This window comes from Alteromonas marina, from assembly GCF_000808575.1.
Taxonomy (GTDB): domain Bacteria; phylum Pseudomonadota; class Gammaproteobacteria; order Enterobacterales; family Alteromonadaceae; genus Alteromonas; species Alteromonas marina_A.
Genome location: NZ_JWLW01000002.1, coordinates 131,193 through 147,473 on the forward strand (window position 1 = coordinate 131,193; position 16,281 = coordinate 147,473).

The 16,281-nt window shown below is 45.0% G+C and carries 11 protein-coding genes; 7 read left to right on the plus strand and 4 right to left on the minus strand.

Going from position 1 to position 16,281, the window contains the following annotated elements; all coding sequences use genetic code 11:
* Positions 1 to 9: 9 nt before the first annotated feature.
* Complete coding sequence (acs, locus tag RJ41_RS01485) at positions 10 to 1,956, minus strand: acetate--CoA ligase (RefSeq protein ID WP_039216406.1); 1,947 nt, start codon at positions 1,954 to 1,956, stop codon at positions 10 to 12.
* Positions 1,957 to 2,213: 257 nt separating this feature from the next.
* Between acs and RJ41_RS01490 the strand changes: the two genes are divergently transcribed.
* Entirely contained in the window at positions 2,214 to 3,377 is a 1,164-nt protein-coding gene (locus RJ41_RS01490; protein ID WP_039216407.1) for a DcaP family trimeric outer membrane transporter, read from the plus strand.
* 93 nt (positions 3,378 to 3,470) lie between these two features.
* Here RJ41_RS01490 and RJ41_RS01495 read toward each other — a convergent pair whose 3' ends face one another.
* From RJ41_RS01495 to RJ41_RS01505, 3 genes are all read right to left on the minus strand, one after another.
* On the minus strand, positions 3,471 to 4,625 hold the full coding sequence (locus RJ41_RS01495; protein WP_052235379.1) for a Na/Pi symporter: 1,155 nt from the start codon (positions 4,623 to 4,625) through the stop codon (positions 3,471 to 3,473).
* A gap of 107 nt (positions 4,626 to 4,732) precedes the next feature.
* Positions 4,733 to 5,785: an aldo/keto reductase gene (locus RJ41_RS01500; protein ID WP_039216408.1), complete on the minus strand. Its 1,053-nt coding sequence runs from the start codon at positions 5,783 to 5,785 to the stop codon at positions 4,733 to 4,735.
* 90 nt (positions 5,786 to 5,875) lie between these two features.
* Complete coding sequence (locus RJ41_RS01505; RefSeq protein WP_039216409.1) at positions 5,876 to 6,934, minus strand: hypothetical protein; 1,059 nt, start codon at positions 6,932 to 6,934, stop codon at positions 5,876 to 5,878.
* 378 nt (positions 6,935 to 7,312) lie between these two features.
* Here RJ41_RS01505 and RJ41_RS01510 point away from each other — a divergent pair, with 378 nt between their 5' ends.
* The 6 genes from RJ41_RS01510 (at position 7,313) to RJ41_RS01535 (ending at position 16,279) form a co-directional block, all read left to right on the plus strand.
* Positions 7,313 to 9,790: a S8 family peptidase gene (locus tag RJ41_RS01510; RefSeq protein ID WP_039216410.1), complete on the plus strand. Its 2,478-nt coding sequence runs from the start codon at positions 7,313 to 7,315 to the stop codon at positions 9,788 to 9,790.
* A gap of 92 nt (positions 9,791 to 9,882) precedes the next feature.
* A complete protein-coding gene (locus RJ41_RS01515; RefSeq protein ID WP_039216412.1) occupies positions 9,883 to 10,728 on the plus strand; it encodes a DUF6689 family protein in 846 nt (281 codons plus the stop codon).
* A 159-nt stretch (positions 10,729 to 10,887) separates the two neighbouring features.
* Positions 10,888 to 11,727 carry a GAF domain-containing protein gene (locus tag RJ41_RS01520; RefSeq protein WP_039216413.1) on the plus strand — a complete coding sequence of 280 codons (840 nt, stop codon included), beginning with the start codon at positions 10,888 to 10,890 and terminating at the stop codon, positions 11,725 to 11,727.
* An 85-nt stretch (positions 11,728 to 11,812) separates the two neighbouring features.
* A complete protein-coding gene (locus RJ41_RS01525) occupies positions 11,813 to 14,971 on the plus strand; it encodes a serine/threonine-protein kinase (RefSeq protein WP_039216414.1) in 3,159 nt (1,052 codons plus the stop codon).
* Positions 14,964 to 15,653, plus strand: a complete 690-nt coding sequence (locus RJ41_RS01530) for a sensor histidine kinase (protein ID WP_014950835.1) — start codon at positions 14,964 to 14,966, stop codon at positions 15,651 to 15,653. Before RJ41_RS01525 ends, RJ41_RS01530 begins: the two co-directional genes overlap by 8 nt.
* Positions 15,650 to 16,279 carry a response regulator gene (locus tag RJ41_RS01535; protein ID WP_039216415.1) on the plus strand — a complete coding sequence of 210 codons (630 nt, stop codon included), beginning with the start codon at positions 15,650 to 15,652 and terminating at the stop codon, positions 16,277 to 16,279. The genes RJ41_RS01530 and RJ41_RS01535 overlap by 4 nt, the downstream gene beginning before the upstream one ends.
* The last annotated feature ends 2 nt before the right edge of the window (positions 16,280 to 16,281 follow it).

Sequence of the window (16,281 nt, forward strand, 5' to 3'; positions counted from 1 at the left end):
CCTTAGTTTCTACTTATTTAGACGTTCCTCTATCAGTGTATCAACAACCGATGGATCCGCCAACGTAGATGTGTCACCTAATTGCTCATGCTCATTGGCGGCAATCTTACGCAAAATACGGCGCATAATTTTACCAGAGCGGGTTTTAGGTAATCCGCGAGACCATTGGATCATATCAGGTGTAGCAATCGGGCTTAGCTCTTGACGCACCCACGCCTTAAGCTCTTTAGTAAGGGCTTCATCTGCTTCAACCCCTTCATTTGGTGTTACATAAACATAGATCCCCTGCCCTTTAATGTCATGTGGGAAACCAACAACGGCAGCCTCGGCCACTTTAGGGTGGGCAACAAGTGCACTTTCAATCTCAGCGGTACCCAAGCGGTGACCCGATACGTTCAATACGTCATCCACACGACCGGTGATCCAGTAGAAGCCATCTTCGTCACGACGTGCGCCGTCGCCCGTGAAGTACACGCCTTTGTATGCGCTGAAGTAGGTGTTAATAAAGCGTTGGTGATCGCCGTAAACCGTGCGCGCTTGACTTGGCCAGCTGTCTTTAATTACTAGGTTACCTTCTGCTTCCCCTTCAAGCTCATTGCCGTCTGCGTCAAATAGCGCAGGCTGTATTCCGAAAAACGGACGCGTTGCTGAACCTGGTTTTAATTCTGTGGCGCCTGGCAGCGGTAAAATCATGTGTCCGCCGGTTTCAGTCTGCCACCATGTATCAATGATAGGGCAACGACCTTCGCCAATAACACGGTGATACCACTCCCATGCTTCTGGGTTAATTGGCTCACCTACCGTTCCGAGCAAGCGTAGCGAAGATAAATCGCATCCCTCAGCCGGCACATCACCGTGTGCCATCAACGCACGAATAGCAGTTGGCGCGGTATAAAGACTATTTACTTTGTATTTTTCTACCACCTGCGCAATACGCTTAACGTCAGGATAAGTCGGTACACCCTCAAAAAACACTTGTGATGCAGCATTTACCATAGGGCCATAAACCATGTAGCTGTGACCTGTGATCCAACCAACATCGGCCGTACACCAGTAAACGTCATCGTCTTTGTAATCGAAAGCATATTTGAAGGTCATAGCGGAATATAGTAGATAACCGCCTGTGGTGTGCACTACGCCTTTTGGTGTGCCCGTAGACCCCGATGTATATAAGATGAAAAGCGGGTCTTCTGCGTTCATTACTTCGGGCTCACACTGGGCAGACATACCATCTACAGCCTCATGCCACCACACATCGTGCTTCGCATTCCAGTCCACGTCGCCGCCTGTTAATTTATGTACCAAAACATGTGTAATAGACGGGCAGGCATCATCGGCTAACGCTTTATCCACATTTGCTTTAAGCGGGATACTTCTTCCAGCACGACGGCCCTCATCGGCAGTAATTACCACTTTTGCACTACTGTCGTTAATACGGTCGGCTATGGCGTTAGGCGAGAACCCACCAAAAATGACCGAATGTACCGCACCAATGCGTGCACATGCCAACATAGCGTAGGCAGCCTCGGGTACCATTGGCATATATATGGCGACACGATCGCCTTTGGCTACCCCCATCTCTTTAAGCGCATTCGCTAATTTACATACTTCATAATGAACTTGTTGATATGTCACATCTTGACTATCTTCTGGTGAGTCGCCTTCCCAGTGAAAGGCAACTTTTGTGGCATTATCAGCTAGGTGGCGGTCAATACAGTTATAGCTGGCGTTTAACTCTCCATCTTCGAACCATTTGATAGACACATCTTTTTCACCAAACATGGTGTTTTTAATTTTGGTTGGTTTTTGATACCACTCAAGCATGGACGCGTGTTCAGCCCAGAATTTTTCGGGCTGCTCTACTGACTGCTTGTACATCTCGTCATACTGCGTTGCAGTCAAGTGAGTAGATTGAAGAATGTTCTCAGGCACAGGGTAAGTTTTGCTGGCGGTCATAAAGATTGCCTCCAATATCAATAATGTAAAATTCTTGTTGTATGGTGAAACACTCTAGCTATTCACCCGCAAAGCAAAATGAGACTTTGGTCTTAGCAGCCTACAACTAAGGTGCTAGTTAAAAAGTTAGACTAAAAGCATTACGACTATAGTCTTATGCGACCATCGGCTTATTTAAATTTGAGATAATAAGTACACAATCAACAATGTTAACGTTGAATTTACATTTATTTAACCACTTTTTTGGAACAGACACGATGAAAGCTAAAATAAAAAATACGGCTACCGCAGTAGCGCTGTGCCTGGCGGCTACCGGCGGCGCAGCACAAGCAGCAACAATCGGCGACACTAGTGTGAAATTCACGGGTTATATTAAAGTTGACGCAATGGTAAGTGACTATTCAGATGGCACCATTGCCTCGGGTAGCGTAGGTCGAGATTTTTATATACCTTCACTAACCCCCGTTGGTGGCGTTGACGAAGACCCTCAGTTTGACGCTCACATCAGAACCTCACGATTCCGCTTTGCCACTTCAACACCCACTGCCGAAGGTGACACTATTAATGGTGTATTCGAACTCGACTTCGTTGTAACGAGCGGCGGTGATGAACGAATTAGTAACTCCTATGTTCCTCGTGTTCGTCACGCTTACCTTACCTACAAAAACTGGTTGGTCGGTCAAACATGGACAACTTTTATGGACGTAGGCTCATTGCCAGAATCACTTGATTTCATTGGGACTACTGACGGGATCACGTTTGGTCGCCAAGTGATGGTGAGATATACCAATGGCGGGCTGCAGATAGCACTCGAAAACCCGGAATCAACCATTACTCCGTTCGGTGGGGGTAGCAGGATCACAAGTGATGACAGCAGCGTTCCAGATTTTGTAGCTGCCTATACGTCAAAGTATGACTGGGGTTATGTAAAAGTTGCGGGCTTATTAAGACAGTTGTCTTACGATAATGCCGCTGGCATTGATGCGGACGAAACCAGCTTTGGTGTATCGGTAACCGGTAAATACAATTTGTCTAATGGCGACGATATTCGCTTCACGTTTAACACGGGTAAAGGTTTAGGCAGATACTCTGCGCTTAACGCAGTTAATGGTGCAGTACTTACCGAAAGCGGCGACCTTGAAGCCATAGACTCAACAGGTTACGGCATTGCGTATCGTCACAAGTGGAGTGAAAAAGCGCGCAGTAGCATCATGTTCTCGGCGTTTGAAGCAGACAATGATGTATCACTAACAGGTTTAGCTACCACTGAAAGCACTTATAGCACACGTGTAAACTACTTGTACTCGCCAACTAAAGCGCTAACCGTTGGTGCTGAATACGCTTTCGCAAAGCGTGAGATTGAAGCCGGCCTTGAGGGCGACATGAACCGCTTCCAAGTTTCAGCAAAATACGCATTCTAATACATGCACTAAGTTAAAAAAGAGAAACGGCACTGAGCTCATCAGCGCCGTTTTTTTTGTGCATACAGAAAATAGAATGGCGCGCTACGTTAGCTACATAGTGGTGAAGATAATACCCAAAGGCATAATAAAGAATAAGCCACCGATATAAGCTGCGCCGTACATTTTCCGCTCTGCCGCTATCACTGATAATTGATAAGACAAATTGAGCGGAATATTACGCAATAAAGGCAGACCGTAAATAAGCGTAACGCCCAGAACGTTATAAATCAGGTGCACAAGCGCTATTTGTAGTGCAAATCCACTATTAACCCCCACTACACCCAACGCTGCGATAAGCGCAGTGATACATGTGCCTATATTCGCGCCCAATGTGAACGGATAGATATCCTTAGCTTTTAAAATTCCACTACCAACCAAAGGCACCATGAGCGATGTAGTAGTTGACGAGGATTGCACTAGCACTGTCATCACAGCACCCGACGCTATTCCAGAGAGCGGTCCTTTTCCTATGCTGGTATGCAATAGCGCCTTTGCCTTGCCCACCATAAGTGATTTCATAATTTTACCCATGTAGGTAATTGAAAACATAATAAGGCCAATGCCAAGAATTATTTTCGCTACGCCCGGATAAATAGAAGGTAAAAAGAAGAATGCTTGTGTAACTAAGTCTGTTACCGGTTGCGTCATCGCTTTAATAGGATTAACACCAGACACACCGATGGCTTCACCAGTATGGAGAAGCGCCACCAATTGGGCACTTAAAAACTCCAAAATACCAAACGCCATTTCAAGAGGTAAGAAAATTAGTACCGAAAGTACATTGAAGAAGTCATGAATAGTGGCCGCATTGAAGGCTCGTTGAAACTCATCTTTTTTTGCAACATGACCAAGGCTCACCAGGGTGTTGGTAATACTGGTCCCAATGTTGGCACCCATCATCATGGGTATAGCGATAGTTATGGGTAAACCACCCGCTACCATTCCGACAATAATAGAGGTAACCGTACTTGAAGACTGAATAAGTGCGGTACACACCATGCCAATAATCAATCCCATGACAGGATTAGAAGCAAAACTAAAAAGAGATTTCGCGTGGTCGCCAGTAGCAAATTTGAATCCGCTGCCAATCATGCTGACAGCTAATAACATCACATAGACTAACAAGGCTAAAAGAAGCCACTTACGCCAGTTTTGTACTTTTTCTAGCACGCTGTTCTGGGCTAGTTGAGGGTCAATCATTGACATAATACGCACAAATTCATACTTGAAAAACTCATAATATGACGTGCGTATTACACAAAAATGACGGGGGTGAAGTGCTACCCCGCCATTCTTAGGAAGAAAAAATTCGCTTAGAAGCCTAAAGGATACTGCCTTAGTACACCGTGAATGTCGTCTAATGTTTCCTTCGAAAGTGAAATATCAAACGCGTCTATATTTTCTTTAAGTTGAGGCACAGTGGTAGCACCAATAATTGTTGAGGTAACACCAGGCACTTGCTTACACCACGCCAACGCGAGCTGCGAAGGTGTTATTCCTACGTTTTCTGCAATCTTCATATATTCAGCTGTAGCTGCCTGCGCTGGCGCTTTATCTCTAAATAACCCCATACGCTGAGCTAGTGTCCAACGACTACCTTCCGGTCTGGCTCCATCCTGATACTTACCACTTAACATACCCGTTGCTAGCGGTGACCACGGTAAATACGCAATATTCTCTAGCTCACACATTTCGATTAAATATGGCCAGTCTTTCGCATGGAGCAAACTGAATTCATTTTGAATAGAAACAGGTAGCGGCATATCCAGCTCTTTGCAAAGTGTAAGAAAGGCGTGAATGCCCCAAGGCGTGTCATCTGACAGCCCCCAGTGTCTAATTTTCCCTTCATCCAACGCGCGCTTAATGCCTAAAAGGATATCACGCATACCATCCAGTTCTTTCTCTCGACTGGTTTTGGTTGGATCAGCACCATCCGGCCAATGCTTACCGAAATGTGGTGTTACTCTGTTTGGCCAATGTAGCTGGTAAACGTCGATATAATCGGTCTTTAAGCGCTCTAATGAATAGGTGAGTGCGTTTGCGATAGCGTCAGCTGTAATGGGCCCTGCATTGCGAATGTATTTTAAGCCACTGCCGGCGATTTTAGTCATTAATACAATATCAGAGCGCTTTGCTTCATTTCGCGAGATCCAATTGCCGATAATGCGCTCTGTATCACCGTACGTATCGACATTGGGAGGAACGGGATACATTTCCGCGGTATCTAAAAAGTTAACGCCTTTATCAAGGGCGTAAGCTATTTGTTCATCTGCATCTTGCTGAGTGTTTTGAATGCCCCATGTCATTGTTCCTAAACAGATGTCTGACACCTGTAGGTCGCTATTTCCTAAGCGGTTAAACTTCATCTTTGCTTCTACCTTGGCTTATACCTTGTTAATGCAATAGTGAGTCGGCCGCTTTAGAAAATCTACTTACTTTTAGCTTTTAAATGAAAGCTATGAGACTTTCTTATTGGCCAACTCGGCTTCTACGCTGGCGAGCCGCGCCTCAATATCTCTTTTCGACTCGACCATTTCATTTGCCAGCTCTGCGAGTGACTTTAACTCTGCAAACCCTAACTTTCTGGTATCAATCACTTGATACTGACGCTTGCAGCGATAAAAGAAAGTGAGAAAGTTAACAAATGCACGATGAAATGTCGCAAAACTCTTGATTAGCACCAGAATTAAAACGACAGACGTAAGCGCGGCAATACTTAAGCTGTAAATACGCACTTGCGCCTCTTGTTGTTCAATTACCGGCTGCAATGCAGCGTCAACGGCTTTCAATTGAGTTTCAACATTATGGGCGTTTTGTCTAAATTCCCTACGGAGCCCCTCATTGTGGGTTACTCCATAGATCGTGAATGCGTCAATTAACTGTAAAAGCGCTTCTCTGTACTGGACCAAGGTGCCTTTTAGTAAAGCGGTGCCTCCACGTTCTGACATTAAACGCTCACTTAACGTCATCATCTGCTTCGCATACGTTCCTTCTTGGCTAATCTGGAAGTTACGCGTAGAAAGTTGAATACGGGTTAACAGCTCATTTACTTGGGGGCTTCGTGCCAGCTCACCTTCATTAAGTGCATTTTCTAACTCGGTAATACGCGCTCTCAAACCATCGTTTTGCGTTAACCCAATTCGCTCTTGCAGTGACACCACTTGTCGAAATGTACCGCTATAAGCTTCCATAGAAGACGACAAGCTTTCAACGTCAGCCACGGGTAGTCGATATTCGTCAAACAGGGGGACAATAGACGATAGCCGACCTTGAAACTCATAGGCTTGCTGAAGGAACTTATCGAAATAAACCGTCTCGTGGCGAAGAAGAAAATCTTTTTCGTGTCGTCGCATTTGCAGCAGATCTTGCCCCATCCGCAATAACACATCACGCTGCTGGTGTAACCCAATAAGTCGCTGTGTAAAATAATGCTGGCTAACCACCAATACGCCCATGCCGATTACACAAACAAGTGTCATTAATACTAGACGAGATTTAATAGAATCGAATTTCATGACAAGCTCCTCTGGGGAGAAAAGCGGGCACCAGCTACATAACCAAAAGCTAATAAACCCTTAAAACACATCAACATACGTCATCAATATAGATCGTTCGCAGGTACTTTATTATTAAACCTTTGTAGCATTTTTGAGCATTCCTTTAACTAAAATAATCTCACAATTAGGGTGAAACCCCTATGTTATGCACCTTTTCAAAAAGCCACTATTAAGGCGTACCTTGCTGCGATGACGTAATCCGATATACGCCGCGTAACAATATATAACTGGCTTTCTGTTATATACAACGCGTTCAATCGTGCTGATGACAATATTGATAACGATATTCTCTGTAGTACCAAAGAAAACCGCAGCCTCTAGAATTTGGAGAAGAATATGAAGAAGTTCGCCCTATCTACCTTAGCTGCTGCAATGCTTGCAAGCCCTTCAGCTCAAACGCTAGCTGATGCTTACATCGGCTCTCAAATGGCCGATAAACTAGTGTCTTTGTCCCCTACAGAATCATTAATGGCAGTAGTGACCTATGATCAAATGTCACCTCTTGCCGAGTCTCAAATAACGCAACTATTGAATTTGGGTATTACCGAAGGCGTTCAATTTAAAAACTTACCTATTATTGGGGTAGTGGCGACTAAGTCACAAATTGAAGCCATTGCACAATTCGACGGCGTACGTTCAGTATTCGCTAACCGTGAAATGAGTCTTTTCAACGCAGACGCACGGGAAATAACAGGTGTAGCTGATTTACAGGGCGAGGCATTTGCATCGCGCAACGACGTTGAATTTACCGGTAAAGGCTCAACTATTTTAGTCATCGACTCTGGTATTGATGCGTCGCACCAGGATCATTTCTTCGGTGACACTGTGGTTGATAACGTGCAAGCAATTCTAAATCCTGGCGCGCTGTCGATTGTTGGTATAACCGGCCCTACATTATCAAACCAGGTTAATACAGACTTAAACTCAGGCCACGGTACTCACGTAACGGGCACTATTGCTGGTACTGGCGCCATGTCTGGCGGCAAGCACCGCGGCGCAGCACCCGACGCAGATATTATTGGTTATGGCTCGGGTGCAGCTGTACTGCTACTTGACACCATCGGCGGTTTTGATTACGCAATTAGCAAGCAATACACCTTCGATAACCCTATCAAGGTCATCAGTAATTCATGGGGCTCTAGCGGCAAGTATGAACCACTTGGCCCGGTATCATTAGCAAGCTACAAAGCGCACACAATGGGAATGCTAAGTGTTTTCGCCGCGGGTAATAGCGGCCCTGGTGAAGACTCGCATAATCCATACGCACAAATTCCTTGGGGTATTTCTGTGGGTGCGGGCGATAAGTTTGGCAAGCTTGCAGATTTCTCTTCTCGCGGTCTTAAAGGCGAGTCTGGCGACTTTACTATGCCCGACGGCACTGAGTGGACGTATACAAACGACGTAACCGTTGTAGCTCCTGGTGTAGATATTATCTCTACACGTGCTGTTTTAAATGCCGCAGCGAACGGCGGTGATGGGGATATAGGTGTTATTGAGCCGCAGAACCTACCTTTTTATACCATGATTTCTGGTACTTCTATGGCTACACCGCATGTGTCAGGAATTATTGCGTTGATGCTGGAAGCCAATCCAAACCTTGATAACTTAACCATCAAACGCTTGCTTCAAGAAACTGCCACAAATATGCCTGGTTACGAGCGTTGGGAAGTGGGTGCGGGTTATGTTAATGCACGCTCTGCGGTTGCTGCTGCGCTACTTGAAGATATGGACCATAAGGTGACGGTTAATAACCTTGACTCTAAGACCTTTAAAGCCAACGCTTTAGTGACCACCAGCGACCGTGTAGAAAACTTCGATGTTTTTTACTCACCAGTAGGCGCACCTGAAGTCATTGAGTTTGAAGTAGGCACGGAAGAAGTACTTGTAAAGGCCTCTGCCGACAGTTTCGCAAATCTGACCAAACTTGTGCTAGTTGCGCCAGACGGCACTGAGTATCGTGGCAACCTCACTACGCCAGTACTGACTACTACCATGCGTGTCGCTGCACCTGCAATGCCTGGCACATGGGGCGTATACGTTTATGGTTTAACATCACTCTCTGGCGTAGAAGCTGATCCATTGGGTTTAACTAACGGCCCAGGTTTACCTGAAACATTTAACGTTACTGTGTCGTTTGAAAATAGCGGCGGCTTTGAAGGTATGGACGATGTTGAAGGTCATCCTCAGCAAAATGCCATTGAGTTCGCTGTTAGTGAGCGCCTAATGGACGCCATCAACAGCCGTGGCTTTTCACCAGATGCTCGCCTGAAACGCAAAGATTTTGCCCGCTATGCAGTAATGGGAGGGGCTGTAAGACAGTACCGTGACCTGCTAAACGAAGAACGCCCAAACATTGGTTCAGTACCTGGGTTTGACAAGGCATTCATCGAGTCAGTAATGGTTAATGGTGGCGCGCTTAAAGATAAGCTTCGCACACAAGCACCTATATTAAGAAGTGTAAACGGCAGCGCAGACCCATTTGCAAGTGTTACCAAGTTAGACATTGCGTATTCACTTGTTCAAATGTTAGGTCTTGAGGAAGCGGCACTTAGCTTTGACCCAAGCGCCGACATCGTTGTTGACTACAATGGCGAGCAAATTGTGCTAAAAGACCAAGACAGTATTCCGGCTGATATGAAGGGCTACGTTCAATTAGCACTTACCTTGTCGTTGATTAACGCAGAGTTTGGTGTAGAGCAAAGTCCATTCAGCATCACGCCTACTATCACTGCGAGCTTCGCGCCAGATACGGTTATAACCAGAGCGCATTACGCTGTATTAGCTTCGCGCTTCTTTGTTCAGTATTTCGAATAAAATCGCAAACCACTGAAAACGGTGCCATTATATTAATTGATAATGGCACCATTTTAGGTTAAATTTTAACCAATACTGAAAGAGGTCATCCTATGATGTTTACTGCGATGAAATTCAGACAACTTACCACCGTTGTTGCCACCACAGCCCTACTTTTGTTTTCCACTGCACAAGCACAGGTAGTCACGCCTGCAACTCTCACTGTCGACGACAATAAGATTCAGGCCAAACTGACGCTAAGCAGCTTAATTGAAGTAGATTTAACTGTAGAGTTCGAAAACAGTATTGGCCTTAATGCTAACAATATTGACATTACCGCTGAGTTGCTTGACCCCACAGATTTGACCATTACAGACCGCCTGCCCTCAACATTAACAAGCGCTGTTTCGGGTTTCCCGGTTCTTGTGTCAATCTCTCCGAAAGCTAACGCCGGTTTTGGTTTTGAAGGTTTAGCGACGGTTGAGCTTTACACCAAAGCTATTCACTACACGCCAACCATTCCATGGCGTTTGTTTACGTCTCACGACGGTGGCGAATTTGAAGATATAACCGTACTCATGTCATCAGGTAGTATCCGCGCGCGTGGCAGCACAGGTCAATTTTCTGATTTCATTATCTTACTAGACAATCGCCCGTCAGCTTCTGTTATCGATGACAAAGTTGCTTCTTTAAGCTCGATAGTAAATGGTAACCGCGATAAAATTTCGGCGCTACTAGAAACAGCTATAGACAGTGGAATAAACGATGTCCAGTCGGCATTGACGGTAAACGATGACGATGCGGCACTGGTTGCTGTAGATAGCCTTATATCGCTTATTGATAATGCGTCTGGCAGTGAAATTGCAGATGTGTGGCGCTCAAGTGGTGATGTTGTGAATGTGAAAGGTTTACTACTTACTCAACTACAAACATTACGCTTTAGCTTAAGAACATTATAAGTCATAGACCAACAGTCTCTGACAAGTTTAATTGCGTTGAAATCGACGCAATTAAACTGGCGCTTGGCGTGCACTGATAAGAAAAAGTTCGCTCATTTGTGTGATTTTATACAAATAGATGGAAAGAGATGGCACCAGTGACGCGACGAGGAATATGCCATGCCGTTAAAAATAGCCTTTACAGAATATAACGGAAGCGTAAGTGAGCACTTGCTCTTTGAAGGTCGAGAGTATCAAGTCGGTCGCGCTGAAAGCGCAGACATCGTTATTCCCCACCCCCAAGTTTCTCGCTCTCATATTGTATTACGAGCAAACAAACAAGCTGACAACGATCACGTTTGGCAGCTTAATGACATGAGCTCTACAGGGTGCTTCAGTGCGGGAATTCAAATAAAGCACCTGACGCTAGACAAACCACATGTATTACAGCTTGGTCCAGTACCCTGTGAATTTACTCCCCTTGCACTCAATAATGTGGTTAGGCTTGATAGCCAACGGGAGTGGAGAAAGCAACAACTAAAGCAGTACCAAACGCAGCTTCAACAGTGTAATAGCAGTACTGCTCTTATTAACTTTGCCAGAGAATGTTTAATCCAATCATTAGGGTGTGAACGTGCATCACTCATTTTGTTTGATAAAATAAATAACTATCAACTCGGGGTGGGCTATGAAAGCTGGATGCAAGGTGAGGACTTTACCGGTAGCCGTACCATTATCAACCAATGCATACAAGCAAATGCTGTTCGTGCCATTGGCAATATTGTTTGCGAAAAATCGTTAAACAACCAGCATAGTATAATCAGTCACGGTATTCAGGCTGCCATCTGTGTACCTGTTTGTATTGATGAAAAGCCCGTTGGCGTATTGTACGCAGACTCGACGCTGGGACGCCGTTACTTTACTCAAACGGACATAGATTTTGCCACTTCTTTAGCTAATATGATTTCGATGCGTTTGTTATTCCACACAATTGAGCATAAACTTTCACTCATAAGCTAAAATAAAAATAACAACAACAATTTAGTAACGCAATTCGTCTATTCGATTGCGTCGCTGTAGTGATTAGTGAAGTGTGGAGAAGGCTTTGAACAGGCCAGATGTATTCTCGTCGCAAAACAATTCCCTTAAAACTGAAGCTTTAGCTTTAGGGCCAAATATTGCGCCAAATTCACGCTTAGCCAACCGTTTTCGTATTATTGAGCGATTAGGCGCAGGCGCTCAAGCTTGTGTTTATAGCGCTATTGACGAATTACTTGATGTAAAAGTCGCGCTTAAAGTAATAGAAGGTGGAGCCAGCGACCCGGTAAAAATGCAAACCATCCGCAATGAAGTTAACATTGCGAGGCAACTACAACACCCCAACATCATCCGCGTTCATGACGTTTTCTCTGATGGAGATACCGCCTTTTTTACAATGGCGTTTATTGAAGGTGAGCCCCTTTATTTGCGCCTTCAACAACCAGTTTGCAAAGCAGAATTTGATAAATGGCAAGAACAACTCATCGAAGCCTTACTCGCTTGTAAAGCTGTTGGTATAAAGCATGGCGACATAAAGCCCGACAATATTCTTATTGACCACAACGCAGACATTAAGCTTATTGACTTCGGTATTGGTCAAAGCGCCGCCTCTGGCGCTCAAACGAGCGGGCACCAACGCTATACCGCTCCTGAAGTCATCCAAACAGGAAAAGCGAGCGAGCACTCTGACACCTACAGCTTAGGAAGAGTGTTAGAAGATATGCTGGGCTGTGTCCAAAAGGAAGGACTCGGCTTTTCTCATTTCCTGTGGACGAAAAAACGTAAAGCTTGTATTGATCAGTTAACACACCATTTACCCGCGAAGAGACTCTCTTTGGAGCAGGCGCTTAACATCAGCTCATCAGGCGATAATGGCAGTGCTAATGTAACTTACAAAACCCTTGTCACCTTTTCCGCCATTGCCATATTGGTACTTGTTATTAGCGCCAGTATTTTTTCTTACTCTGGGTATCAAAAAACGCAAACCAGACTGCCCTCTGACACTCCTATTCAGCTACTCGTACTCAATGACCCTCAATATCCACTTTTAGATACGATAAACACGTTGCTGCGCTACCCCCTGTCTACTCACCCTCACATTGTGTTAGATGATAAAGCGCAAACCCAAACATTGGTGTCAAACTTAGCGTTATCCCCATTTAATAACGACAATGACAGAGTAGACTTAGCGGCTTCCACGTCAGTAAACAGCGTATTATTACTTGATGCTACGCCTACTAGTAGCGATAGTTACTTACTTCACGCCAGTGTTCTTAGTATGCCCGCTAACGAACCTATATTTACCGTGTCTCATAATGTAAATGCAAACACCCTGTCCGATGATTTAAGTGTGTTTGCCAACAAGCTTATTCAATCGTTATTTGACGCTATCGAAACGCAATCGCCTCAACCACTTCCTGACTTACGCTACCTCGATGCCTTGGATACCGCTTGGCAAAAGGGAGAAGCGCTAAATAGCGCAGACACCGTTGAGGCGATTATAGCGACCACACCGGACTATCCGGGTGGATGGGTGGCAAAGGCTCGAAACGATTTAAATACGGGCGATTATGACGGTGCCAGGCAAGCGCTAGAAACTTTATTCCAACTCTCTGATTTGGCAGTGTATTGGCGTTTACAAGGCGAGCTACTAAGAGCAGAGCTAAACGAAGATCTGTCTCTTGCTCAACAATCAATAGATGCGCTTGTTTCTCAGTTCCCTGACAGACCAGACTTGCTGTCGATGCGTGCAGACATATATCAGTGGGCTGGCGAAGATGCCAAAGCAATGTCCGACTACAAAGCTGCTTTAGCCCTTCGCCCCAATAATGGACAGCTTTGGTTTGAACTTGCTCGTCTGCAAATAATTAATGGAGACATTGAAACTGCCACCAGCGACTCCTTAACTCGTGCACTCGTAGCGTTTCGCCAAGCAAAGAATCCCCAAGGTGAGAGTTTAGTACTTAACGCTTTTGGTATTGCTTACTTACGTACAGCTGACAATGTGGCTGCAGCGCAGTATTTTGAAGACGCACTAGCATTGCGTGATGCAAAAACGCAGCCTTCTCAGCGGGCTAAAACATTAGCCAACCTTGCCATTGCCACCTCTCTAACAGGCGACTACGCCACCGCAGAGGCGTCATTAGAAGAAGCGGTAAAACTACTCCACGATTTAGGTGACTTGGCACAAGAAGCCCATGTAAACGATACACTAGGTTTTATGTTTGAAGAACGAGGCCAGTTCGCAAGGGCGTTAGAGTACTACAAACGCGGTCTTGATATTCGTGTACAAACCGATGACAAAGTGCTTCAGCCGCAAAGTATGAGCAATGTGGCCTATATGCATTTTCTAATTGGAGATATCTCTCTTGCCGAGATTTACTGGCAGCAGGCGAAAATGCTATTTGAAAGAAATGGGGACGAGTCTCACTTACTTCGAACCCATCAAAACCTTGCACAGTTGAGTTTGGTAAAAGGGGACAAAAATACTGCTTCTCAATATTTAAGTACCGTAGACAAAAAACTTGGAAATCAGCATAACCAAGAGAGAATGATAAACCACCTGCTATTCAGCTACTTAAACTTTGCAAATGGAAACTTGACCGAAGCCACGCAGCACGCCGCTGACGCAAGGCGCTTAGCTTTGGCTTCTGAAGATGCCAGAGCAAAAACCGAGGTATTACTATGGCAGGGAGAGATGTGTTTACTTACCGCAAACTGGTTATGCCTAGAAAACAGTCTTGAAACCGTTACGCCTACCATTAGCGAAGAGCGCCACGAGCAATTTGCCGTTTATCAATGGTTAACATTGGGATTGAAGCATTATAAAGGCACAATAAATAACGAACGTGACGAGATCTACACTACACTTGTCGATAAAACCAACGTGCCGGTCATCACTGAAATTAAAATTCTGCTCGACATGCAGCAGCGACTTTCTTTGAATGAGAATAGCAGCGCCATGGAGAAGCTTGGCTCGCTCATTAAACCAACCTACTACCAGCCTTACCTGCAGTGGCTATACATAAAGGCATCGCTAGGTGAAGAAGAGTCCATCGAAAAGTTAAAGCAAAAATTAGCGTTATATCCTACCTACTGGCGGAACCACCTTTACTATCGCGCCATACCGGGTAAAGAAGACACGGTGGATGACTTAACATCCAAATGGCTATCTCAATTACCTGAGCAACAGGTTGGAGACTACAGGAACGCCTATTTTGACTGACTTAGCCACCGAGATAGAGAACATTAAAGCGTTACAGGCGACACTTCAGGCTCGTTTAGATGCCGACCAGGAGGTTTTGCAACAGCTCGCAAAACGATTGTGGGCTCAACAAGAATCAGAAAAAGCGAAGCTTTCTCGTGAATTACATGATGGGATTGGTCAGCTGCTCACAGGGCTGACACGAAGACTGCAAGCATTATCAACCTCTTCGCCTGAGCTTGAAGCACTACACGGCATCGCTGAAATGGCGTTAAATGATGTCAGACAATTATCGCGGCTAATGAGCCCAACAATCCTTGATGACTTAGGTCTTAAACCAGCACTTAACTGGCTTTGTAGAAATTTGCTTAGTGGTGAAGATATTGAATATCACACCGAAATAACCGTACCGCCTGATCTGCCCAAAGACATAAGCACATTATTATTTAGAATTGCGCAAGAAACGCTGGTTAATGCTATAAAACACAGTGAGGCCACCAACCTTACCTTATCAATTTCTTACCATCATCACGTTATTCGTTTGGATATTCTTGATAATGGTGTAGGGTTTGATAGTAAAGCCATAGAGCCCGGCATTGGCCTTTCTAGTATTCGCGACAGAGCAGAAGCCTTCAATGCGACACTGGAAATAGACTCTGCAGTAGGGCAAGGCACCAGAACAACAGTAACGGTACCCGTATGACAATTCGTGTAGTGCTAGCCGATGACCATGTGCTTATGCGTCAGGGCGTATCTCAAATGCTAAATGCTAACCCAGATATCAGCGTAGTGGGAGAATGCGACGATGGTGTCGCGCTAATTGCTGCTGTGTTAAAGCTCTCGCCAGATGTTATTTTAATGGACATTTCGATGCCACGTATGAGCGGGCTAGTGGCGATTGATAAAATTTTGTCCCAGCGCAGCGACGCGAAAATTCTTGTGTTGTCTATGCACAACGAAGTGGAATACATTGAAGCCATGCGCGATGCTGGCGCAAAAGGCTACATATTAAAAGAATCTTCCGGTGAAAGCCTGGTTGAAGCCATCAAGAAAGTGGCCGCAAACAAAACCTGTTTTCCCGATGAACTAACCCGGTCATCTAGCGATCAATGTCAAAAACACGTATCGCCGCTGAGCGTATTAACTAGAAGAGAGCGAGAAGTTTTTTTCTTAGTTGCTGCAGGCAACACCAGTAAGAAGATTGCTGAGCTCTTAGATATGAGCCTTAAAACTGCAGAAAATCACCGCAGTAATATTTATAAGAAGCTTAATTTAAGCAGTTCGGCAGAACTTATCAGAATGGCAGGAAAAGCAGGTTTATTAGAGTAGTT